18 protein-coding genes and 3 pseudogenes are annotated in these 22333 nt (G+C 60.2%); 10 read left to right on the forward strand and 11 right to left on the reverse strand.

Annotated features, from left to right (window positions below; genetic code table 11):
• The first annotated feature begins 26 nt into the window (after positions 1-26).
• On the forward strand, positions 27-635 hold the full coding sequence (locus OIU93_RS19505; protein ID WP_264271719.1) for a flavin reductase family protein: 609 nt from the start codon (positions 27-29) through the stop codon (positions 633-635).
• A gap of 846 nt (positions 636-1481) precedes the next feature.
• On the opposite strand, the gene mobF is transcribed toward OIU93_RS19505, so the two are convergent.
• Complete coding sequence (gene mobF, locus OIU93_RS19510; protein ID WP_264271720.1) at positions 1482-5987, reverse strand: MobF family relaxase; 4506 nt, start codon at positions 5985-5987, stop codon at positions 1482-1484.
• Positions 5988-6390: 403 nt separating this feature from the next.
• Here mobF and OIU93_RS19515 point away from each other — a divergent pair, with 403 nt between their 5' ends.
• Complete coding sequence (locus OIU93_RS19515; RefSeq protein ID WP_264271721.1) at positions 6391-6756, forward strand: helix-turn-helix domain-containing protein; 366 nt, start codon at positions 6391-6393, stop codon at positions 6754-6756.
• Between the two features lie 194 nt (positions 6757-6950).
• Here the strand turns inward: OIU93_RS19515 and OIU93_RS19520 are convergent.
• Positions 6951-7301 (reverse strand): annotated as a pseudogene (locus OIU93_RS19520) (CoA transferase); the annotation flags it as partial.
• 59 nt (positions 7302-7360) lie between these two features.
• Here OIU93_RS19520 and OIU93_RS19525 point away from each other — a divergent pair.
• Positions 7361-7540, forward strand: a complete 180-nt coding sequence (locus OIU93_RS19525; protein WP_264271722.1) for an IS3 family transposase — start codon at positions 7361-7363, stop codon at positions 7538-7540.
• Between the two features lie 90 nt (positions 7541-7630).
• Here OIU93_RS19525 and OIU93_RS19530 read toward each other — a convergent pair whose 3' ends face one another.
• The 5 genes from OIU93_RS19530 to OIU93_RS19550 all read right to left on the reverse strand — a co-directional run bounded on the left by OIU93_RS19530 (position 7631) and on the right by OIU93_RS19550 (position 13176).
• Entirely contained in the window at positions 7631-9172 is a 1542-nt protein-coding gene (locus OIU93_RS19530; RefSeq protein ID WP_264271723.1) for an SLC13 family permease, read from the reverse strand.
• A gap of 252 nt (positions 9173-9424) precedes the next feature.
• Positions 9425-10456 carry a 2Fe-2S iron-sulfur cluster-binding protein gene (locus OIU93_RS19535; protein ID WP_264271724.1) on the reverse strand — a complete coding sequence of 344 codons (1032 nt, stop codon included), beginning with the start codon at positions 10454-10456 and terminating at the stop codon, positions 9425-9427.
• Between the two features lies 1 nt (position 10457).
• Positions 10458-11432 carry a PdxA family protein gene (locus OIU93_RS19540; protein WP_264271725.1) on the reverse strand — a complete coding sequence of 325 codons (975 nt, stop codon included), beginning with the start codon at positions 11430-11432 and terminating at the stop codon, positions 10458-10460.
• A complete protein-coding gene (locus OIU93_RS19545; RefSeq protein ID WP_264271726.1) occupies positions 11429-11893 on the reverse strand; it encodes a nuclear transport factor 2 family protein in 465 nt (154 codons plus the stop codon). The genes OIU93_RS19540 and OIU93_RS19545 overlap by 4 nt, the downstream gene beginning before the upstream one ends.
• Entirely contained in the window at positions 11893-13176 is a 1284-nt protein-coding gene (locus tag OIU93_RS19550; RefSeq protein ID WP_264271727.1) for an aromatic ring-hydroxylating dioxygenase subunit alpha, read from the reverse strand. Before OIU93_RS19550 ends, OIU93_RS19545 begins: the two co-directional genes overlap by 1 nt.
• Before the next feature lie 122 nt (positions 13177-13298).
• Between OIU93_RS19550 and OIU93_RS19555 the strand changes: the two genes are divergently transcribed.
• The 5 genes and pseudogenes from OIU93_RS19555 to OIU93_RS19575 all read left to right on the forward strand — a co-directional run bounded on the left by OIU93_RS19555 (position 13299) and on the right by OIU93_RS19575 (position 16705).
• Positions 13299-14048 (forward strand): IclR family transcriptional regulator C-terminal domain-containing protein, encoded by a 750-nt coding sequence (locus OIU93_RS19555; RefSeq protein ID WP_264271728.1) that lies wholly within the window; start codon positions 13299-13301, stop codon positions 14046-14048.
• 117 nt (positions 14049-14165) lie between these two features.
• Positions 14166-14869 (forward strand): annotated as a pseudogene (locus tag OIU93_RS19560) (transposase); the annotation flags it as partial.
• Positions 14870-14879: 10 nt separating this feature from the next.
• A pseudogene (locus OIU93_RS19565) lies at positions 14880-15217 on the forward strand (IS1380 family transposase); the annotation flags it as partial.
• Positions 15142-15879 (forward strand): nitrilase-related carbon-nitrogen hydrolase, encoded by a 738-nt coding sequence (locus tag OIU93_RS19570; RefSeq protein WP_264271729.1) that lies wholly within the window; start codon positions 15142-15144, stop codon positions 15877-15879. The pseudogene OIU93_RS19565 and the gene OIU93_RS19570, both read left to right, overlap by 76 nt.
• A gap of 25 nt (positions 15880-15904) precedes the next feature.
• Positions 15905-16705 (forward strand): DUF6282 family protein, encoded by an 801-nt coding sequence (locus OIU93_RS19575; protein ID WP_264271735.1) that lies wholly within the window; start codon positions 15905-15907, stop codon positions 16703-16705.
• A gap of 711 nt (positions 16706-17416) precedes the next feature.
• Here the strand turns inward: OIU93_RS19575 and OIU93_RS19580 are convergent.
• Together OIU93_RS19580 and OIU93_RS19585 are read right to left on the reverse strand one after the other, a co-directional pair.
• Positions 17417-18277, reverse strand: coding sequence for an alpha/beta fold hydrolase (locus OIU93_RS19580; RefSeq protein ID WP_264271730.1), 861 nt, complete (start codon positions 18275-18277; stop codon positions 17417-17419).
• Between the two features lie 17 nt (positions 18278-18294).
• Positions 18295-18702, reverse strand: a complete 408-nt coding sequence (locus tag OIU93_RS19585) for a hypothetical protein (protein WP_007273010.1) — start codon at positions 18700-18702, stop codon at positions 18295-18297.
• A gap of 203 nt (positions 18703-18905) precedes the next feature.
• On the opposite strand from OIU93_RS19585, the gene OIU93_RS19590 reads away from it, so the two are divergent.
• The gene (locus tag OIU93_RS19590; protein WP_007273011.1) at positions 18906-19859 is read left to right on the forward strand and encodes a LysR family transcriptional regulator; all 954 of its coding nucleotides are present in this window, start codon (positions 18906-18908) and stop codon (positions 19857-19859) included.
• 45 nt (positions 19860-19904) lie between these two features.
• On the opposite strand, the gene OIU93_RS19595 is transcribed toward OIU93_RS19590, so the two are convergent.
• Entirely contained in the window at positions 19905-20510 is a 606-nt protein-coding gene (locus OIU93_RS19595; RefSeq protein WP_051060019.1) for a recombinase family protein, read from the reverse strand.
• 210 nt (positions 20511-20720) lie between these two features.
• Here OIU93_RS19595 and OIU93_RS19600 point away from each other — a divergent pair, with 210 nt between their 5' ends.
• Complete coding sequence (locus OIU93_RS19600) at positions 20721-21074, forward strand: GNAT family N-acetyltransferase (protein WP_264271731.1); 354 nt, start codon at positions 20721-20723, stop codon at positions 21072-21074.
• Positions 21075-21452: 378 nt separating this feature from the next.
• Here the strand turns inward: OIU93_RS19600 and OIU93_RS19605 are convergent, their stop codons facing one another.
• On the reverse strand, positions 21453-21692 hold the full coding sequence (locus tag OIU93_RS19605; protein WP_264271732.1) for a hypothetical protein: 240 nt from the start codon (positions 21690-21692) through the stop codon (positions 21453-21455).
• Positions 21693-22333 lie beyond the last annotated feature (641 nt).

Below are 22333 nucleotides of genomic sequence, written 5' to 3' on the forward strand. Positions count from 1 at the left end.
CTGTCGATTGATGATTGACTGGACAGATGACTTCGCACTTCTACCGCCCAGCAGAGGGCCACCGGCTTCCGCACGATCCGTTCAATGCAATTGTCGGGCCGCGTCCGATCGGTTGGATTGGGACACTTTCCCCTGCTGGAGTTCGCAATCTCGCCCCGTACAGCTTCTTCAATGCCTTCTCCTACAAGCCACCACTCATTGGCTTCTCAAGTACGACCCGCAAGCACACCGCGCTCAACGCCGAGCTGAGCGGTGAGTTCACCTGGAACCTGGTCACGCGCCCCCTTGCAGAACAAATGAACGCAACGTCAACGACGGCCGACCTCGATGAATTCGTCGCATCCGGCTTGGAAGCCGCCGATTCCGTTGATATCAGTGCACCGCGCGTCGCCGCCTCACCAGTAAGTTTCGAGTGCCGGGTCAGTGACATCATCCCGCTGCGCGGTGCAGACGGGCACGCTTCCACCGGTGTACTCACGATCGGGGAAGTCATCGCGGTGCACATCGATGAAGCCATGATTCCCGAGGGTATTTATCAGACAGCTCTCGCCCAACCTGTCCTGCGTGCAGGTGGGCCAAGTGCCTACTTCGAGATCCTTGCCGAGGGCCGTTTTGATCTCGTGAGGCCACGCTAGAACTTCAGCAACATATAGAGAGCAGACCAGACAGCTTCTGTGGCTTTCTTGGGTCCGTCAATCGAAGCCGAGCGTCGCGTCCGCACGGGAACCTTCACCGGGTCATTGATCGATGAGAGGGCGAGCGTGGACGTCATACGCAAGCCGATAGCTACCGCCCTGTCGGTATTGGCCCTGTCCATGCGGACACGTCCGCCTCTACAGGTATAGCCAATGTTCTAACAGCAGCGCTGCATATGCCCGTTGTTCTTGAGGCACGGATCAGTCGTGGGAAAGTTCGTGTTCTAAAGATGTGCCCTCTCAGAAGCAGCCTGGGTTTCCTCAGCGCTTCAGCTGGCATCGATGCCCCAATCCTCTGGCCGGAGCTTGTCGAATAGAGGGGCCTCTCGTGCCCCACAATAGCGGCATGGTGAAAATTTTGATACGACCCGAACTCACAAGATGAGGTTGAATGCCCGCGCTGCAACGGCCGCGGTGTATTCGGACTCATGGACAGCATGTGTACGTTCTGCCGCGGCAATCAAGTTGTCGCCACAGAATTCGCCGAGGAGTACGACCGAACTCACAAGATGAGTTCTAGGACCACCACTAGGCCTCGATCCACCGACCCACCCCTGACCGCCGTTTAATTTCGGTGGCTAAGGCGGGTTCGTGAGAGCGTGGCGGACCTCGATGACCAGTTCGGGACGGATTGTGAACTCGTCAAATATCCGATGCTAAGGCTGTGCGGTGTCTCGGTAACTCGTTACCGAGACACCGCACGAGGCTCAGACACAGCCTTGGATTGTAGAGGTTTGCGGTGTAACGCTTGCCGTGTACGCGCCAATGTCATGATTTCCAGGATGTCTAGCGGCTGTAGCGGGGGCCGCGGTCCTCCCCTTGTTTCGGCCCGTCGTCCGTGTCACGTCGTTGCAGCCGTTTCCGTTCGGCTGCTTCCTGGTAGGCGCGCAACGTGCGACGGGTCTCCGTGGCCTGGTTCACCGGCTCTTGTTCCTGTCCATCGTTCTTGCGTTCACGGCCATCGGCCTTGCGGGCTTTCTTAATGGCTGCCACGGCTTCCTGGTATGCCTGGGACTTCTCGACCGGGGCTTCCCCCGGGCTCTGCCGTGAGGCCTTGAGGCGGCGGGAGAGTTCGGCAATGCGTTCGGCGCGGGCCTGTTCGGCGGTGAGGGTGGAGTCCTGAGCGCGTTGGGTCCGTAGGTGGTCGATGACCTGCTCTGCCGGTGCCTGTTCTTCCACCAGCCGGGTCTCCACCTCGGCGGCCTCGTGCATCAACCGTGCGTCGTCGCCCGAGAGGGGTTCTCGGGCGGTCTGCTGGGTGTACTTGTGCATGGCGGTGATCCTCGCATTCAGTTCGTCACCGAGAGCCTTGTCCCGGTGGTCGGCCGGGATCGCGGTCGCCTCGGTGACAGGGATGCGGTAGGTCTGGCGATACACGGCGACCTCGGCGGCCAGACGACGCCACTGCTCCTGGCGTTGCATGTCGGAGGGCACCGGGCCCAGCGCTTGGGCCCAGGCCGGCGGCTCGGCGGCCAGCTCGGAGCCAAGCCGGTTGAACTGGGGCACCATCTCCTGGCGGCGTTCCAAAAGTTCCTGCCTCCACAGTCCCGGGGTGTCCCAGTGCGCGGCGGCATCGGCGGGGGCCACCCAGTCGGGCAACCCGTCGGGGATGACCGGGGCCGGGCGTTCGGGCAGGATGCGTTGGCGGATGAGTTGTTCGCGCTCGATCCTCTCCATGATGTGGCCGGCCTGGTTGTCGCGTTCGGTGCCGCCGCGCTGTAGCGTCTCGCGCAGCAAGGCGGCCTCGGGCAGTTGCTCGCGGACCTGCTTCTCGCTGTTCAGCTTCCACAGTTGCCAGGACAGGGCCACGGATTGGTTTTCGGGGTCCGAAGGGATCTGGCGGTCACGTTTATCGGCCGCGGCCTTGATCCGTGCCTCCAAGGCATTGTCACTCAGGTGCCCATAGAGGCGCTGGGTCCAGGGCTTCTGACCGGCGTCGCCGGTGTTGGGTGTGGTGCCGGGGTCTTGGGACAGGACATTGCCGGCGCGGATCTTGTGCTCGGCCGCCCGCTGGGCCAAAGCGGCAAGATGGTCATCGGAGACGTTGGCCAGGGGCCGAACACCTGTGGCCAGGTCCAGGGTGCCGGCGGTCTCGGCTTCGAGCCGCCAGACCATCACGGCGGAATTGTCCTGGGCATCGTCGAAATCCCGCTCGGCGTATGCGCCGGCCAACGCATCGGAGACGTTGACCCCGGCCTTTTCGGCAGTGACCATGGTCCGTGCCAACGCTTCCCAGGCGGGTTCCTCAATGAGCCCCTGCGCGTCACTGTCGCCCAGGGAGCGACGGGCCAGGGTCTTCATCCGTTCCATGTTGGCTTGCTCATCGATATCGATGTACGCGGCCGACTTCTGCGGGATCGAACGCGCTTGGGCGCGGGCGGCGGCCGCGAGCTCGTGCGCGGTGAGGTTGGTGTCGTGGTTCGCTGCCACGGACTCCAACAGCCCGTCGAGCGTTTCGCCCTCCACCAAGGCACCATAGAGATGGTTCGATTCCCGGCCACGGGAGGCTGCCACATAGGCCAGGGAGCGGGTCAGCCCGGAGGAAAGCATCGCGTGGGTCGTATCGCACGTCATGCCCTGGGTGCGGTGGATCGTTGAGGCGTAACCCAGCATCGTCGATTCCTGCACGTAGGCACCCGGAAGCGTGGTGGACCCTGCGTGGTCCCGGTGCTTCACCGAGAGGCTGCCGTCCTCGTGGACGCCGGTCACGGTCCACACATCGTTGTTCTTCACGAAGTCCTTGCCCTGGTTCAGGGACATGCGGCGGTTGTTCTTTCGGGTCACCACCACGTCCCCGACGTGGGCGGTGAGCCCGTCGCGCAGGCAAGCGCCGGTGCCTTCGCTGATCTGCCCGGTGGCCATCCGGTACGACTGGGCGCGGGCGTTCAGCTCGGTCACGGTGTTGTTGTCGAAGGCCATCATCACCGAACTTTTTCCGGCGTTGGTGTCCTTCTGCCAGGCCAAGAACACCTCGGCCGTCATGGTTTCGACGTCTCCCCCGACGATGCGACCGTTGGTGCGGTAGAACGTCCACGGATCATCGGCCCCGATGCTCGGCGGCTCGCGCAGTGCCAGGGTTGCCGCTGCTTCTTCCTCGTTCGCGGTCCCATCCGGGTTGCGGAAGCGGTGCAGATCCTCCAGATGCACGGCCCCGGCCTCGTTGCGGATCAGGCGCAACGCACCACCGGAACCAACGGCCGAAAGCTGCTGGTCATCACCCAGCGCACGGACCACAGCCCCGTGCTGCTCGGCAATGGTCACCGCCTGGGCAAAGAGCCCGGTTCCGACCATTCCGGCCTCGTCAATCACGATCACATCCCCGGGCGCGGGGATGATCGCATCTGCCGATCCGGTCCGGTGTGCCAGGACAAAGGAGTCAATGGTGGTCGCCGCGGCTCCGAGTTCGCCGGACATTACCGCGGCCGCGGCGGCGGTGGGGGCCAGGCCAATGACCTTCCCGCCGGCTTCCTTGACGGTATCGGCTGCCAACCGCAGCGCGGTGGTCTTGCCGGCACCTGCCGGGCCGACGCCCACACGCAGCAGCTTGTCCGAGCACGCGAATTCGCGTGCCATGGCCAGCTGCCCGGCATCGAACGTCTTGCCCTGTTTCAGTAGGGCGCGCTCAAAGGCTTCACCGGTCGCGGCCGGGATCACCTGCTTCTGTGCTGCCTCCAGCAAGCGGTCTTCACTGTGCAGGACACCGGCAGAAGTGTAGATTGCCCGGTGTGCCTTGGCGTATTTGGAGGACCCGTCAAGGCGGGTCAAGGAGTCCACGAGGGGTGCGCGTTCGGCGGGGGTCAGTAGCAGTGAATACTGGTCGATGGCGCGGGCTTTGACCTGCTCCAGGAGGTCCGCCGGGATGGCCACATCCCCGAACCGGGAACCCAGTAGGCGACGGGTTTCGGCGTCGATGTGGTGTTCTCCCCATGAGCCTCGGGAACGTTCAAGCACGCCGATCACGTGCTGGGCTGCCTGCGCCGGATCGATTTCATCGGCGGTGGTGACCATCCATCCCGGGGCGTCCTTGGCCGCCTTGATCCGTGCATCGAAGCGGTGTTCCCTGGCCGCGGTCAAGGCCTTCGGTCCTACGGTAACGCCCTCGACCTTGCCCAGGTCCCGGGTCCATTCCTGGACCAGCACGGAGAGCTGTCGGGCTTCCTTCTTCACTGGCCGCGTCGTCAGCGTTGCTTGCTGGGCCAGGTCGATCATCTGTTTGCTGTTGGGGGCATACCCGTGGTCTTCGGTGAACTTTTCCACCAGTTCGTCAAGCGCCGGTTTGATCGCCGTGCGCCTCGAGGAAGCCGCTTCGATAGCCGCGATATCGACCCCGGCAATCTCCATGATGGGACGCTTGCCCGCGACCTGGCGTTCGATCAAACCCACGCCTAGGCGTTCGGTGATTTTCTCCATGACCTTGCGGTTGTAGAACTCGGATACGGCGACCCCGTACTGGTGCAAGGGTTGCCCGTCGAGGGATGACCATTTGCCGTCCTTGCCCATGACCTTGTTGGAAACCACCACGTGGTCGTGCAGCTGCGGGTCCCCGTTGCGGGAATCGTAGTGACGGAACTTGGTGTAAACCAAGCCGCCCTCAACGTCCTCCTGGCGGACACCGTTTCGTCCGCGCCGGGTGTACACGGCCTCGGATTCAAGGAATGCCATGGCCTCTTCAATGGCTTCGTGGTGGGCTGCCTCGATGGCCTTCCTGGCCTCGGTGCCACCCACGGCCCACAGCACGGAGGCGGATTTCGCGGGGGCAAACACGAGGTCGTAACCGGCCACGGCCTGCGCGGCCGGCTTCGTCTGGGCGGTGATAAACCTGCCAAGTTCTTCCTTATCCTTGGGGTTCCGGGAGTTCAGCTCACGGAAGTAAATGGCACCCACGCGGGAACGGATCAGGCGGCGGTCATCGGGCCCTGGTGCGCGCTTCTCAAGTCGTTCGAAGTCGCCCATGGCGGTCTTGATGCGTGCCGAAAGAACGTTGTCGCCCTGCTCGAAGCGCTTGTATCGCTGGCCCAAACGAACGTCGGCTTTGGGGTCCTCGGCCAACAGAGCTTCTGCGTTGGGGTGGAGGCCTTCACCGAAAAGTGCGGCCATCTGCGCTTCGGTGACTTCACCGTCAACGCCAAGAAGCGAAATGCCGGCACCGCCCCATTGGCCGGGAGGGTTCCCGTCTGCGGTGTAGTAATCGCCAAGCTGACGGTCGGCTGCGCGATACTCGTCCGCGCTGGCGACCTCTCTGGTGTAGTACTGATACCCGTCCCCAGCGCTGAGCTTGTGGAGGGTCATCATGCACTCATCTTAGCGCGAACCCCCTAATTTATCGATGATGCAAGAGGTGTGACAGATAATAGTCGTTTCCTGATTCGAGGGACGAAGAAAACAGTTCGGGATTCGCGCTATGATCAGGCCATCAAGGATTTGATGCGGTTCTGCACATGAGAATGGGCGGTGGGTAACGTGCATTTCGTTATCCACGGTTCGTTCGATTGTGTAGAACCGCAGGTGGTGGGTTATCCACCTGGGTGCGGGAAAAGACCGGAGGACTTGATCTTTTGCCGTGCACCTGTGGGCAACCCACCACACCAAACAGTCCGGGCGAAGAACGGTCCGCCCCGCGCGTCGAAGATGGCGCGCCCGCGCCCCGCGCGGGGTCGTTTTCACTGACCGTTAGGTTTCACGGAAGAGGAATGACATGGCAGCGCCACGCAAGTCAGCACAGCAGGTTGCGGCACGGGAGAAGGCGCGCCAGAAGGCAGCCGACTTCACCGCCCGACACGAGGAACTCATCGAACTCGCCGCGAAGTTCATCGAACTCGACGAGGCAGCCAACGAAACTGAGACGGCAGCGCAGGAAAAGGCGCAGAGAATCATTGCCCAGGGCAAGGCCGACGCCGAAGCATCCCGCAAGGAATCCGGCAATGTCATTGCCCGGATGATCGACACGGGGGAATCCAAGAGCGCGGTCGCAGCGCGTCTGGGCATCAGCTCCGCGACGTTGAAGAAGTATCTTCCCGTCGCTGATTCCGCCGCTAGTGTTTCCGAACCCGCCGAGGCCTAAAACAGGGTTGGCCTAGAACAAGGTGGGTGTCCGGGTCGTGGTTGTACCGTATGGCCGCGATCCGTTCCTGGTTCCACCCGTTGGCCAGCAGCTCGTCACGCAATCGCCGCGACCGCTCCGCCTGGGCGGCACGGCCAACGCCCCAATATCGCAAGCTCGTTCCATTGCTGTGGCGTCCCTTTTTGATCCGGTCGAGGATTTTCGCATGAAAGCTCCTCGTATCCAAACCCCATCCGTTCGATGGCCCCGTTGCGGAAATTGCTCACCACCACGTCGGCTTCGGCAATGATTCGGCGCAGGACCGCGCGCCCTTCCTCTTGCCAGGTGTCAACGGACAGGCTGCGCTTGTTGCGGTTGATCGAGAGGAAGATCGGGTTGTCTTGGCCGCCCCGGTCAGGAAAGGAGTTGCGTGCGATGTCCCCGGCACCGGGACGTTCGATCTTGATGATGTCAGCACCGAAGTCCCCGAGCATTTGGGTGGCGCTTGGACCCATGAAGACCTGGGTGAAGTCAACGACGGTGATCCCTGCCAGGGGAAACGTCAGGGCTTCTTCGGTCTGTTCTTCGCAAAGATCGTTGGGGCAACTGCCTGGATAACTCGGTGATGGAAAACTTCTTCGGACACCCAAAGGAAGAGATATTCCACCGCCAGGAATCCACCGACACCGGTGGATTCATTGCCGAGCTTGAAGGATACATTCGTTGGTACAACTTTGAGCGCATATCGTTAACGCTGCAGGGCCTGAGCCCGATGGAATATCGGGCCCAGGCCCTGGCTGCGTAGACTCTTAGTTGCCGAGTCCAACTTTCGGGGTCTAGTTCATCATCACCCAATAACATTGGGTTTCTTCGTTCCGCGTTCTCACTCCCTTTTCTAGAGGCTAACGTTGAAGACCAGCGGAACTAAGGTATGCAGGACGATCATGATCAGCACCAGGGAGATCGTGTTCATCCACAAGCCGGCCTTCACCATCTGCTTGATGGTTATCTCCCCGGAGCCAAAGGCCACCGCGTTGGAGGGAGTTGCTACTGGGAGCATGTATGCGGAGCAGACTGCCATGGTTACGGCGATCGTCATGATCAGCGGATCCACACCCACGCCTACGGCTACCGCACCGAAGATCGGGAAGAAAGCGGCCGCAGTGGCTGTGTTCGAAGTCAGCTCGGTCAGTGCTAGTCCAACGATGATGACGGCAAGGACGATGGCCCAGTTAGGCAGGAAACTCAGTCCGGAAACCTGGGTTCCGACCCACTCTGAGAGCCCTGTGGCGGTGAACATCGCCGAGAGCGACAGTCCGCCCCCAAAGAGCAGTAGCAGTCCCCAGGGAACCTCTCGTGTGGCGGACCAACTGAGCAGGGCCTCACTTTTCGGGTTGTCACGGCGTTTTTCAGCTGGCACGATGAAACAGGCCACGGCGGCGGCGATCGCGACCTGGGCATTCGAGATCGATGCAAGGAACGGCAGGTACTCCTGGACCACTGCGATCTCTGCGATGAAGGGGATCGCCACCCAGAAGAAGATTGCGACCAGGAAGACCAGTGCGACTCGCTTTTCCGCAGTCCGCATCGATCCGAGGTTCTGGTGCTCCTCTCGGATCAATTCGCTTCCACCGGGGATCTCGTTTACCTCGGGGCGAAAGACAATCTTGGTCAGCACCAGCCAGCACACTGCCGTCATGACCACGGCAAGGGGCACCCCGACGAGCATCCACTGACCGAAGCCCATCTCGAAGCTCTGCGATTCCAACAGGTATGCCGTCATCAAGGCCATCGGCGGCTGGCCGATGATCGTCGCCATGGAACCGATGGTTACGCCGTAGCCGACGCCGAGGATCATGGCGGCGGAGAACTTCTTCCCGGAGGCGCGGCTATCGAGCTTCCGCACCAGCCCGATGATGGAGGAGGCGATCGGCACCATGATCACTGCGGTCGCGGTGCTGGACACCCACATAGAGATGAAAGCTGAGGCAATCATCAGGCCGAGGACGATTTGTGCGGGTTTGGTCCCCACCAACTTGATGGTCAGCAAGGCCACTCGCAGATGCAAGTTGGATTTCTGTGTTGCCAGACCGAGTATTACACCCCCCATAACTAGGAAGATGACCGAGTTGGCGTAGGGACTGGCTACCTCCTCCAGGGTTCCTGCTCCGACGAGTGGGAAGAGGATGAGCGGGAGCAGCGAGGTTGCCGGAATCGGCACGGCTTCGGTCATCCACCACAGTGCCATCCAGATCGCAATTCCGGCAATGGCCCGTCCTTCAAAGGTCAGACTGCCCGGAAGTAGCAGCGTCAGAACGAAGGCAACTATCGGGCCAGCGAGAATTAACCACCAATTCCGCCCGCCACCGGTGTCCATCGCATCCTTGCCTTGCGGACCCTCTTTCTCAACGGCGACGGCATTCTGTTGCCTACTCATATTTCACCCTCCGGGCTCTGTCTACACAGAACCAAATTATGTACGTCACATCATCGTGAAGATTTCAGAAGAACGACTAGACCAGTTCAGGGTTACCGTAGACTAGGTCTTTTTTTGCTTGAATAAACCGGCATGCCTGCAAGCCTGGGTATATGGGGTCTGACGCGCCAAACACTGTGTCTTTTACCTGGTCGCAGCGCCGGAACCAGAGGGTTGGCCCTCATCTATGCCCTTAGCCGATTGGCATTGGGGCTAACCGACGAACGTCTTTTTCGGAATTGCGGAGACGAAGGCGTCAGAGTGGAACCGTTCGGGGTCGAGCCCGCATTTGCGGGCGAGATCGTCGACTGCTGAGTGGACCATTGTTTCGCTGCCGCAGGCATACACCCTATGGCCGGTGAGGTCCGGATGGTCGTTCATGGCAGCCTGCTGCACCCATCCGGTGGCACCGTCCCAGTCACAATCGGGGCGTGAGAGAACGGGTGTGAACGAGAACCAGTCGAAGCGTTTGGCCGCAGCACGGAGAAGATCCATCTGGTAGAAGTCCTCGACACTCCGCGCACCCCAGTATAGGTGGACGGGGCGGGTCTTCCTGCGCGCGATGTGGTCGAGGATGATCGACCGCATCGGGGCGAATCCGGTGCCTGTGGCCAGCAGCAGGATCGGATCCTCGGAAATCAATCCCTCCTCAGGATCATCCGAGTCCTCGACGAAGAACTCGCCGAACGGCGCCTCGATCTCGACCGTGTCGTGGAACTCGAGCTGCTGCAGGATCCGTGCCGAGAACGCGCCACCTGCCGTGTGACGCACGTGCAGCTGCGCGAGGTCGTTGTGCTGGGGCGAGTTGGCGAGCGAATACGAACGGGTGTCGCCGTCGTCGAGGATCACGTTGAGGAACTGACCGGCCTGAAACGGCGTGCGCCGACCGATCGGGTACCGCAGATCGAGGATCGTAACGCTCGGGGCGACCTGACGGCGATGGTAGACGGTGGTGGTCAGGCGCTTGCGCTTGGGCACCGTGCGCGCCTCGATCCTCTTCGGCGCAATCTCGACGTCACCGACCGGCCGCGCGCGACACATGTGCACCTCGGCCGGGCCGCAGACGGCGCCGGTGCCCGGAACGTCGACCTCGCCGGACGTCAGGGTGCCGACGCATGTGTCGCACACGCCCTTGCGACACGAATACGGGATCACCCAGCCCGCACTCTCGGCTGCTTCCAAAATGGTCTGCTCCGGTGCGCACTCGAAGGCGACCTCGGAGCGTTTGATGCTGATGGTGTTCATGTCATTCCTTCCAGTCCGAATGGGCAAGTAAGCGCAGGGCCGACAGCACCGCGCTCGGGTCCGCCGTGCCGAGCCCGGCCTTGCCGAACACCGGCCCGTGCCCGACGCTTGAGAACGAGACGCCGGCACCGATCGTCACCGCCGCAGCATCGCGTCTGGCGACCGTTTTGATCGGAATGTGACCCTGGTCGTGATACATCGCGAGGTAGCCGTCGGCGTCGCGAGTCCCACCGAGCACGACGTCCGCACCGGTGGGGCCGACCGCGTCGATGCCGAGCTCGCGCAGCTTCGCCACCGCTGGCTCGGTGACCCGCGCGTCGTCGCCGCCGAATAAGCCACCCTCACTCGCGTGGGGGTTGATGCCGAACACGTGGATCGCGGGCATGCTGATGCCCATCCGGCGCAGCGCTGTGTTCAGTGCGACCCCGGCCGAGACCACGCGGTCCGGCGTGAGCTTCGCAATCGACTCCGAGAGCTGCTCGTGCAGGGTCACATGAGCGATTCGCATCCCGCCGCCGACCAGCATGAGGAAGACCTTCTCCTCCGGAATGCCCGTCAGCTCAGCGATGAGCGGCGGGTAACCCGCGAATTCGATGCCGGCCTGGCGTACCGCAGTCTCCGAATGCGGACAGGCCACCACCCCGGCATAGTCTCCGGATGCCGCAAGGCGCACCGCTTCGGTCACGTATGCGATCGTCGCTGTGCCCGCGGCCGCAGTCACCTTGCCGGGAGCGAAGTCGGCGGGCTTCAGCACCCCGACGTCGATGAAGTCGCACACCCCAGGTTCTGCGATCACACCCGGCACAGCGTCGCGCACCGCGAGCCCCAGCCGCTCGGCCGAGGGTGCGAAGACGTGTCGGTCTCCGACCACGACTGGAGCGGCGGCCCCGAGCGCGGCAACGGCCGCGGCGGCGATGTCGGCACCGCTGCCGTTCGGATCACCGATGCTCAAGAGCAGCCGATCGGCGACTGTCATAGCGGAAGCACCAGCAGCGTGTCGGTGCGGGAACTGTCGCAAACGACGACCCGGCGGGACAGCAAGGCCTTGCCGCCAGCGAGCGAATACTCGTCGAGGTAGCGACCGCTCGCGAAGACGTCGGTCGGGCCGTTGCCGGTGATCCGGATGACAAGGAAGGACGTCTCACTCGTCACTGTCTGAACATCCTCAGAGAGGATTGCGGGCTGGCCGAGCAGATGCCGGTAGGCGTGTGGCTCATAGATGTTGGCTTCCTTGAGCGCCGAGACCCGGTCGCGCAGCATCGCCTTGTTGTTGGCCCAGATGACGCCGGCGGGCAGTCCGCGCCGGTGATTGTCGGCGGTGGTGACCTTATAAAAGGCATCGTTCGTAAAGTGCTCGGGCCAGTCCTCGATCGGGCCATCATCGATCGCGCGTACATAGCTGGCCTGGGCTCGGCTGATCAGGGTGAAGGCGTCCATCACTCGCCCTTTCCGATCGTGAAGCCCATCGCTTCTCGATAGAACTTCCAGAAGCCCCGGATCGAAGCCTCGGTCACACGGCTCTCGCTGGAGATGGATTCGTCGCCGCCCATCTGCATAGTAGCGAACTCGGTGCTCGCACCCGCGATGCCGCGCTGCACGAAGCCGCCGATCGCACCGTCCTCCATCGAGACGAAGCCTGCCGGGCCGACGAGGTTGGACTGCTTCATCCGGATCAGCTGCTGTTCCTCAGTGTCGTCCTCGAATCCGAGGAGGGTCCAGTTTAGACTCGTGGATTCGACGCCTGTGGGCAGCACCTGGCGGACCGCAATCGAGTTTTGAATCTGCTGCAGCACGAAACCGGGGGCCACTGACAGGATCTGCAGGGTGATGTCGTCGCCAACCTCGCTGAAGCTGTCGACGAGCGACGGATCTTCGAGCTGATATTCAGCGTCAGAACGGATGCCTTGGTCCTTGTAGTGTTCTTCAGCCTCAGTCTCGCGGTTGTTGGCGGACCAGCTCACATGATGGGCCCCGTTGGGCGAGACGATGATGCCGCCCTTCTGGTTCAGCTTGTTGATGCCAAACGTGGTGAAGAACAGGTGCAGGATACTCGCGTGATAGGAGTCCTTGGTGTTCTCCATGTAGAGCTTCCAGTTGTTTGGAAGCGTTTGCGTGAAACGGCCGAGCACGACCGGCTTGCGTCCGCCGAGCACACGGTCGATGTGATCGAGGATCTCCATTCCGAGGTACTCCTCGATCTCCGGCACGTCATTGTTGAGACTGCCGAAGATGAGCCCATGAACGTTTGCGAGACGAAGCCGGCGAGGACCGTGCGCGGCCTTGCAGAAGCTCGACCCCATGCCTCCTTTTCCTTCAATTCCGTCCTCGAACGCGACCCCCGTGAGGTCGCCCTGCAGGTTGTAGGTCCAAGCGTGGTAAGCGCAGGTGAAGTCTTGAGCATGGCCGTATTGTTCCATCGCGATTAGAGAACCGCGGTGAGCGCAGCGATTCTCGAACGCGTAGATTTCGCCGTCGTGGTCACGCGTCACCAGGATGGGCTGCTCGCCAATGAAGGTCGCGCAGAAGTCACCGGGCTCGGCGAGTTCCGCCTCGAGGCAGAGATAGTTCCACATCCGGCCATGGAAGATGTTGCGCTGTTCGGCTCGGTAAACATCCTCGTCCTGGAATACCCAGTACGGCACCTCGGTGAGGTGCTCAGGCCAATGACGGGCGGACATATTAATTTCTACCGCTGTTGCGGTAACCTTCGACTCGATCACGCGTGCTCCTTTGATTCTGACGACACCGAATTGCGTTCGCTATCCGGACAGATGTAAGCTTTACGAACATATGGGATCGAATATAATAACCGAAGTCGCACATGTCAAGAAAGGACACTCTTATGTCAGAGGAAACGATGGCAGGCCTTGAGAAGGGCCTCGCCGTTCTGGAGGCGTTCGGCAAGGACTTCCCGAGGCTGACGATCAGCGATGCCGCGCGTGTGACGGGGCTAAGCCGAGCGACTGCGTTGCGATGCCTCAATACGCTCACCAAAGTCGGCTACACGACCTTCGACGGCAAGTTCTTCTCGCCCACGCCAAGGGTGCTCCGGATCGGCTCGACGTACACTGAATCGGCGAACCTCCCCCGGCTCGCGCAGCCGCACCTGAGTGCCATCCGCGACGCGATCGACGAGGCGGCATCGCTAGCAGTGCGAGATGGCGACAATTCGCTCTTCATCGCGCGCAGTGAGGGGTCACGACTGCTGCACACCGGTGTGCGCATCGGCACTCGGCTCCCGCTCTATGCGTCGTCAACAGGGCAGGTTCTGCTGAGCGCACTCAGCGAGGTTGAGCTCGCTGAGTATTTGAGCGCTGCGCCGTTCCCCGAGCGCACACCTCACACCCCGGTGAGCGCCGAAGCAATCGAACGCCGCGTCAAGGCCGCCCGCACCGACGGTATATCCATCGGTGACGAGGAGCTCGAACCGGGACTGCTCTCGATCGCCGTACCGCTGCGCGATGTGACGGGACGCGTCGTCGCGGCCATCTCGGTCAGCGCATCGACGTCGCGTACAACCACGGACGATCTTCGCAATCGACTGGGCCCGGTGATGCAGCAGCACGCGACGGAGCTAAGTCGCTTGCTCTAGACCGGCGGTTTCATGAGGGCCGGCGTCACTGACCGTCTGTAACGAGAAAAAGGGGACTTGAACTGAGAAAATAGAGGTGTCGAAGCTTCATTCCCACCGGTTCAAAGGGCCCCGTTTTTACGCCGTCCCCGCTTGAACGAGGGGATCCGCCAGGGCCTGCGGATCCTGGTGACAGCCCGCGCAGCCATGGCCGCGGACCGTACCCGTTCGGTCAACGCGCTCAATGCTTTGGTACGCGGCAATGCGCTTGGCATCGATGCCCGAGGGAAGCTCACCAGATCAAGGAGATCGCCGCCTGGCGCGAGCGCGAGGAAGAACTGGCATTGCGTATCGCCAGGACCGAATCGCTCCGCCTCGCCAAACACGTCCTGGACCTCGACAAGCAACTGAAGGGCCAACGAACAAAAGCTCGACGAGCTGGTCAAGGTCAGCGAGGCCGCGCCCCTGCTCAAGGAGAAGAGCTTCCGGGCAGTGGCCGCTGCTAAACCTGGTGGCGTGGTCCCACGAGGGACGGGCCCGCAGCGAGGCTTCATTCGCCTGTCTGGCGGGCGTGAATCCCTGCGTCATCCGGGAACACGGTTCGGCACCGGTTGAACCGGGGCGGCGACAGAAGGCTCAACAGCGCCCTCCACATGGCCGCGATCACCAGGATGACCTATGACCCCGAAACCCGCGACTACGTCGAGAAACGCCGTGCCGAGGGTAAGACCAACAAGGAGATCCGGCGTTGCGTCAAACGCTACCTGGCCCGCCGGGTGTTCCGGGTCCTGAACATCGCGGCCCAGACGAAAAAAGTCCAGGACGTGGTTTGCCAGACATAGTAGGGTCAACAAGGACCACTGGGAACTGGCCCTGGACCAGCACGGAAACGAGCGCCATGACGCATGGGTCATCGACGCCACCAGGGTCATCGAGCTGAAGAATTACCCCCCGCCCCCCAAACACGCGCCTGTATTTAACGGGCAGAACCGCTGCATCCTGGAGCGAAGGCATCGCTCTTTGACGTTGACGGGCACCGGGTGACGGCGTTCCTCACCAATGCCCCGCGTGACAACGTCGCTTTCCTTGATGCCCGGCACCTTGCCCGTGCCAGGTGCGAAAACCGGATCAAGACGCTGAAGAATTCAAATCTCGGAAAATTGCCCTTCACGGCATTTTCAGCGAACCAGCTTTTCGTCTGGCGAGTCTGCTCTCCAGTCGAACGCCGATAGGGCTTGGATTCGCTGCCGAATCCGAGCTGAGACCGCCGTACAACGCGTACGCGATTGCCGGGGATGGAGAGCACCGTGTGCAACACAAAATACACCCGGTCTCCTACGCGCCATGGAATGAGCACTTGTCCTTCGAATCCGGGGATGCGGTGGTTTCAACCCAAATCCAAGGCGCCAGGTGCGCCACGGTGATTTGCAACGACATGTGGCATCCGTCCATCCCCTGGTTGGCCGCACAAACCGGGGCCGAGGTGTTGATCGTGCCTGTGGCAAGCATCGAGGGAACGAATGCCGATCTCGTGCAACGGACGTGGCAGGTGATTCTCGAACACACGGCACTTCTGCTCCAATGCTATGTGGTCTTCATCAACCGTTGCGGAACCGACAGTGGCGCAACGTTCTGGGGGCGTTCCCGGGTCGTTGGGCCGGACGGAAAGATTCTGGTTCAAGCCGGTGCAACCGAGGAAACCCTCCAGGCAACGCTTGATCTCAAGACACTGCGCGCGCTTCGAGCGCAGTCGCCTGTGCTGGCGGAGTCCCGCCACGACGTGGTCGCCAACGGCCTCATCGGCCAGACTGCGAGTCCCAGAAACAAGAAAGGAAGAACCTCGAGTGTTTGATGTACACGTGCATGCCGCACTAGACGTGATCGGGAGAATCGGCAACGACGATGACATTTGCAGGGAGTACGCCAAGGCCGGATTTTCCGGATTTGTGCTCAAAGCGCACCACGAATCGACCGTGGGCAGGGCCGCATCACTTGCCAGGTCCTCGGGTTTGGACGTTGTCGGGGGTATCGCACTCAACAGGCCGGCCGGCGGCGTGAACCCGGCAGCCGTCGTTTCGGCACTGGAAAGTGGTGGAAGGGTGGTGTGGTTTCCGACTGCCGATTCCCATACCCAGGAGACCGCGGCGCTGCCGCGGCTGAGCGATCTGGATCCTAGGCTTGACCGCACCGTTCTCTCGGTACTCCCGGTGCTTGAGCCGAACGCTCGGCAGGCAAGCGATATTTCCCTGGTGTTGGATCTCATCGCTGAATACGACGCCGTGCTGTGCACCGGACATGTGAGCACCGCGGAGTGCGTTTGGCTCTTGGAGCAAGCGCAAAAACGTGGCATCAAGCGTTTCCTGCTCACACACCCCTCCTACACGGTGCCCGGGATGAGCGTCAGCGAGATAGCGGAATTGGCTGAACGGGGGGCATTCGTGGAGATCACCGCCTTCCAAATGTGGCATCAACCCGGCATGACCGCGGGCCACTTGGCTCGGATCGCAAAGGCCGCAGGCGACAAGTTGGTCTTGGCCTCGGACGCTGGACAGCCAAATAGTCCTTACCCGCCCCAGGCGTTGCAGGAGCTGGTTTCGGCGCTTCGAAAGGAAGGGCTGGATGAGGGTTGGCTGGTGGATGCTGCTTCAGCTGTCCCTCGTGCCCTCGTCCTGAACTGACGTCGGAGCCACAAGTGATAACCCAGCAAACAACCAGCCTGTGTCGATCGCATCTTTGCTGGTTCCAGCATTTTGTCGAGGTCCTTGACCGACCTTTTGAAGTCGATGGGTGGTGTTGTATCGAGCAGATCGCCCGCTTCCGGGATAGTCCCAACCGCACCGTACAGAAGACTCTTCCGGAATGGTCAGTCTTGACTGGGGGATCTCGCAAGCCGATCCCCCAACGCGACACCTGAACGTCAACAATCCGAGATGTAAAAAAGTTGAAAATTCAAGGAAGTTGGATTCGCACATGCCCCGCCCAAGAGAGTGTCCGGTCAAGGTAGCCTAAACGCTTTTCAATACAGCATTGGAGCGAACTCGTGATCTTGCAGAAGTGAAGTTCAAGTTGAGTCAAGGGACGTAGGGCAAGAACCGCTATAGATCCCCTTAAGTTTCTGATTTTGCTTCGTGACCTCCGGCCAGAGCTGGCGTTGGTCTGTGTATTTCAGCGTTCCATGCCAGCGTTTTTGCAGCGTTCTTTGCCACGCCATTGTTTTCCGACGACCCGAGCGAAGCTTTTCCGGCATTGTCGGAAACTGCTGAGGCCCGACAATGATGTCATTGCTGACATTCGATGTGACAACGACATTCCGGGAACAACGAGAGTGCCAGATATCAGATCTGTTTTCCGCAGATCTGACATCTGGCACTAATGAGGGTATGACGTTTTTATACGCGGCTGCTGATCTTGCTTTGTACCAAGTCGAGCGCCTGAACCAGGTATTCCTTGAATACGGGGTAGTTCTCGCTCATTGGGAAGTGACCGATGGCCTTCATCTCGATGAACTCGGCGTTCGGGATCTGGCTGGCGGTACGTGCGCCGTCTTCCGGTGTGGTGAGGTAGTCGTATTCGCCGGTCATCATAACGACTGCACACTTGTCGGTCTGGATCTCGTTGAGCTTGCCGCGCATGTCGTGATCCACCGAGTAGAAGTGCAGGTCACCCTTGAATGCTTCGGAACCCTGAGTGTAGTAGAACCAAGTCTTCCAACGATCGGCATCTGGTGACTGCGGGGCCATGAGATCCCAAGTGCCACTGCCACAAACCTGTGCAGCGTTGGCATGCGGGTGCTGCCACCAATCGAGGTAGAAACCTGGGGAGTAGTCGGCGCCTTCGACAGGAATGACGGCGTCAAAGCGGTCAGGGAATCGATGTGCCAGCTGCAAAGCTATGTTGCCACCGAAGGAGGAGCCCATGAAGATGGGGTCAACCAGATCAAGTGCATCACATAGCGCCACGATGAAGTTGGCATAGTGATCAGCGGTGAGTTGGTATTCCTCGGTCCACCATTCCGTGTTTTCTGGTGGATCGGATTTGCCGTGGCGTGGCAGATCGTAGGCGATCACTCGGTAGTTGGAGGTGATTTCCGGGTCTTCCAGAAGTCCTCGCCATTGGTGGTTGTGTGCGCCTGCGGTGTGCTGGCACACCAACGGTTGCCCTTCGCCGTTTTCCAGGTAGAAGACCTTGTACTCAAGGCCGTCTACATCAACGGTGACGTAGTGCCCGGTAACGGGTGAAATTTTGCTCATGTCAGGATTCCTCGTTTTTAGACGGGTGCGCCGGTGGAACGCAGCAGTTCGATCTGGCGGGTTAGGCAGCGCAGGTTCTGCATTAGCACCAGAACATCGCCTTCAAGCTTCATATCGCGCTGGAATGATGCCGACCAGATGCCGTGGTACATCGGTGCGGGAACGGGCTTGCCGAATTCTCCCCAGGTGTGGGCACTAGCTCGAATGGCGAACTGGTACGGCACCTCGATGGATCCTGGATCGACGGAGATCTTGACGATGGTGCCGGACACTACCTGCACAACAAAGGTGTGTTCTTCCATGTCGAGCATGTATGAGCAGGTGAAGTACTTTCCGTGGGCCTGAATTTCCGGGTCTTGGTTGTTGGCCTCGGTGAAGCTCTGTGCCCAGGCGTCGACCGAAGGGGCGCGTGTTGCGACTGTCATCTCGTTGTTCCTCACGTTGTGTTCGTCGAGGCCCAGACCTCTATGTCCGTGCCTCGAAAGCAGGAATGCTGACGCTTTGTAACGGCGGTTCCAGCGATGTCCATTCCAGTCCAAGGAACGATGACGCGTCCAATACTTGTCTCCTATTCATCAATAGGTTGAGGCTATTGGATCTAAAATGAGACGGACGTTACAGTTGGCCAATGCAGCAACCACAATTGGACTTACGCGTTTTGCGTTATTTTGTCGCGGTGGCCGAGGAACTGCATTTTGGCCGTGCCGCTTCCAGGCTTCATATAGCGCAACCGTCACTGAGCGTTCAAATCCGTAAGCTTGAACATGAGCTGGGTGTTCCCTTATTGATCAGGAGTAGCCGCAGTGTTGAGCTGACCGATGCCGGCGAGGTGTTATTGACCGAGGCGCGACGGCTTCTATCGGCAGCGAAGCGGGTTGTTTCTATGACGCAGGAAGCGGCCAGCGGTGTGAAAGGGACTTTGATTGTTGGGTTCCAGAGCAATGCGGCCGCGGAAATGACACCCAGGATTCTTGCGGCATTCAAGAACAACCATCCAGGTGTGCACGTCCAGATGAGATCCTATGGGTTCTCTGATCCGACCGCGGGGCTTGCTGACGGAAGCGCGGATGTTGCATTTGTGCGTCCACCGCTCCCAGAAGCCGGTTGGCTTGCCATGGAGACGTTGTTTGTTGAGCCGAGGGTCTTAGCGGTCTCCAACGGTTCGCACCTAGCCAAGTTGTCCGAGGTTTCCGTCGAACAAGTTCATGATCAACCATTCGTCGCACGCAATGCACCTGAGAAGTGGCGAGATTTTTGGTTGGCAACCCAGTCGAGGGAAGGTCACCCAGTTCGTTTGGGCACTCAAGTTTCAACTGTGGATGAGTGCTTCGAGGCCATTCTCAATGAGCGTGGGATCGCTTTCACTCAGGCCTCCACTCAACGCTTCTATGACCGGCCAGGTCTTTCTTTTATCCCGGTCAAGGACATTCCACCTTCGACGTTGTCTATTGCTTGGCGCACTGATACCAATGACGAATTGGCGCGTGAATTCGTAGAGACCGCAAGGACATTGGCAACGTTCGGAGGCATTCCAAACGTTACGAGTAGTTTTATCGGTGACCCAATGAGCCCAATCGTCTAGGTGTGCGCCAGTAGAAAACTGACCCCGGCGAATCGTTCCCGGGACTCATGCTGGCATGTCGGGGCCTTCGGTCGGTCCGGGTCCCACTGGGGCTTCGCCGCGCCTCAGGTATTGGTACACCGTTTCCCTGCTCAGTCCGTATTCCCTGGCAAGCTGGGCCTTGGGAATCCCTGCAGCCGCCCGGGCAGTAAGCTCAAGAACCTTCTCCGGTCCAAGAACACGTTTGCGCCCCTTATAGACCCCGCGGGTCTTCGCCAACGCGATGCCTTCACGCTGGCGTTCCTTAATAAGGGACCGTTCGAACTCGGCGAAGGCCCCCATGACGGAGAGCATCAGATTCGCCATCGGGGAATCCTCCCCCGTAAACACCAGACCTTCCTTTACGAACTCGACCCGGGCACCCTTGCCGGTCAGGGTTTGCACCACCGAGCGAAGGTCATCGAGGTTGCGGGCCAGTCGATCCATGGAATGAACCATCACGGTATCCCCCGTGCGTGCGAACCTGATCAGCTCATCGAGCTTCGGCCTCCGGATGTCCTTGCCCGAGGCGCGATCGGTGAACACTTGGTCCATGGCTTGACCTTCGAGCTGCCGTTGTTCGTTTTGGTCCAAGGTACTGACCCGAACATACCCAAGTCGCTGTCCAACCACGAAACCCACCCCACATTTTCGAACGCCAACAATTATTTGTCAGGTTAGAGTCTAAGAGGTTCAAGGCAATATGTCCATAAATAAGAAATATGATCCTAATCTGACACTGTTCGAAATGATCGCCTGACGTCTGGTTGGGGTATACCCCAGAATGACAAGCGGTAATCATGGATCTTGTTTTGCTTAATGCTGGCCTGCCATAATTCGAGCATGGACGACATCATTATTCGCTGGGTGGGGGAAACACCGACCGATGCATGGGGCCAGCTGGCGGCATTCACCAAGGACGGGAGCATCGTCGGCCAGGCTACCTACAAACGCTGGGAGCACAAACCCGAGTTCACCTACCTCAGCGGCTTCTTCGTCGACAACGAGTACCGGAAGCATGGCCTGGCAACAGACATGATGCATAAGATCTTCGAGCGTCTCGGTCGCAACCGTCCATACATGGTGACTCTGTCCGGAAACCTGGACCGTCACTTCATGGAGGCCATCGCCGCCGAGAACGATGCGCCCAAGCTTTTCGAGATGCTTGAGGACCGCTCATACAAGCCGATGAACTAACGATGCCCCTGGGGTTCTGTGCTTGGCCCCGGACCAACGGCTTGCCTTCGCCAAGGAAACGGCTACCGCTTCACCACTGGTTGGAGGTGAAGTATTAGCAACGCCCCCTGATGGGTCGATGCCAGTGAGTCCCAATTACGCTGTCGGCGCCCTCCCGAGATCCCCATGCCGACAGACATGTCCCACCAAACATCCGGTCCGGCCTTCCCTGCACCGGATATCACGAGACATCTTGTTGAGACCACGTTGTCTATGGATTTGATCGCTAAGTGGCGGCGTTCCGTGATCGCTGCAAACGCACCCGGCCCGGAAGCCCCTCCGCTTGTGAGGGTCTAGCCGTGAAATCCTGGGTGGTTGGCACCCCAAGATTTCACGGGATTAGTACCAGTTTTTTCGCGGTGCGTGTTTTGGGCCGCTTGGATTCGTCCGGTTGTGGACGCGTGCCGTGCGTAACCCTTCACTTTGTGAATCATTGCCCACGGCTTCGTTGCGGAGAATCTGCCCGATGACGGTTTGGCTCAGCTCAAATTCCTTGGCGAGTTGAACCCTGCTGATTCCTGCTGCAAACCGTTTCCGGATTTCAGCAGCTTTCTCAGCTGTGAAGGGAGGTGTGGTCATGAAAACTTCCTATCCGGCGTAGGTGCGGCACTCAATGTCAGCTAATCGGCGTTCTGACGCCCTCAAATTGTTTGGGGGGTTAGGTTCGTGGCCAACCATAACCAAAAGTGGCTAGGATCGGCCACTAGCCCCCGTTCCGCTAATGATGCGGCTGGAAAGACGGGATCGATTTCTGGCAGTTCCTCGACAGTTACCGGCGTGGATTTGATCGCTAAGTGGAGGCGTTCCGTGATCGCTGCATAACGCACCCCGCCAGGAAGCCCATCCGCTTCAACCAGCTCTAAACCAGCTCTAAACCAGCTCTAAACCAGCTCTAAACCATCATCGACGATGTCATCGAAGCGGCTGCAAGCATCCTCGTCATCGGCAACTAACGACAACAGAAAACCTTCACAGAGCGCCGAAGTGCACATTTCACGCCATTGCTACCCAAACCCGAACCCTATGGGGAAGCACTCACGAGCGGCAGAGGGACACCCGAGGAGGCAAGGGGTGGGTTCTTGGATAGTGTCAGCTCCGGTTTGTGTGTGAGCGCTAAACTTTGGGCCGTTTCGGCCATGCAGGTGGGCCAAGTTGGCAGCTCATTCCAGGCCAGTTGGGCGCTAAGCGCTAGCACCTCGGCAGCCGCTCGGAAATACCCG

It is taken from the genome of Paeniglutamicibacter sp. ZC-3 (assembly GCF_025847175.2).
Lineage (GTDB): Bacteria > Actinomycetota > Actinomycetes > Actinomycetales > Micrococcaceae > Paeniglutamicibacter > Paeniglutamicibacter sulfureus.

Coding starts and splice junctions, on each gene's coding strand:
- OIU93_RS19535 (WP_264271724.1), bottom strand. CDS start 10,456: ATGAACACCATCAGCATCAAACGCTCCGAGGTCGCCTTCGAGTGCGCA.
- OIU93_RS19530 (WP_264271723.1), bottom strand. CDS start 9,172: ATGAGTAGGCAACAGAATGCCGTCGCCGTTGAGAAAGAGGGTCCGCAA.
- OIU93_RS19515 (WP_264271721.1), top strand. CDS start 6,391: ATGGCAGCGCCACGCAAGTCAGCACAGCAGGTTGCGGCACGGGAGAAG.
- OIU93_RS19590 (WP_007273011.1), top strand. CDS start 18,906: ATGCAGCAACCACAATTGGACTTACGCGTTTTGCGTTATTTTGTCGCG.
- OIU93_RS19505 (WP_264271719.1), top strand. CDS start 27: ATGACTTCGCACTTCTACCGCCCAGCAGAGGGCCACCGGCTTCCGCAC.
- OIU93_RS19585 (WP_007273010.1), bottom strand. CDS start 18,702: ATGACAGTCGCAACACGCGCCCCTTCGGTCGACGCCTGGGCACAGAGC.
- OIU93_RS19525 (WP_264271722.1), top strand. CDS start 7,361: ATGGAAAACTTCTTCGGACACCCAAAGGAAGAGATATTCCACCGCCAG.
- OIU93_RS19605 (WP_264271732.1), bottom strand. CDS start 21,692: ATGACCACACCTCCCTTCACAGCTGAGAAAGCTGCTGAAATCCGGAAA.
- OIU93_RS19540 (WP_264271725.1), bottom strand. CDS start 11,432: ATGACAGTCGCCGATCGGCTGCTCTTGAGCATCGGTGATCCGAACGGC.
- OIU93_RS19580 (WP_264271730.1), bottom strand. CDS start 18,277: ATGAGCAAAATTTCACCCGTTACCGGGCACTACGTCACCGTTGATGTA.
- OIU93_RS19545 (WP_264271726.1), bottom strand. CDS start 11,893: ATGGACGCCTTCACCCTGATCAGCCGAGCCCAGGCCAGCTATGTACGC.
- mobF (WP_264271720.1), bottom strand. CDS start 5,987: ATGATGACCCTCCACAAGCTCAGCGCTGGGGACGGGTATCAGTACTAC.
- OIU93_RS19600 (WP_264271731.1), top strand. CDS start 20,721: ATGGACGACATCATTATTCGCTGGGTGGGGGAAACACCGACCGATGCA.
- OIU93_RS19555 (WP_264271728.1), top strand. CDS start 13,299: ATGTCAGAGGAAACGATGGCAGGCCTTGAGAAGGGCCTCGCCGTTCTG.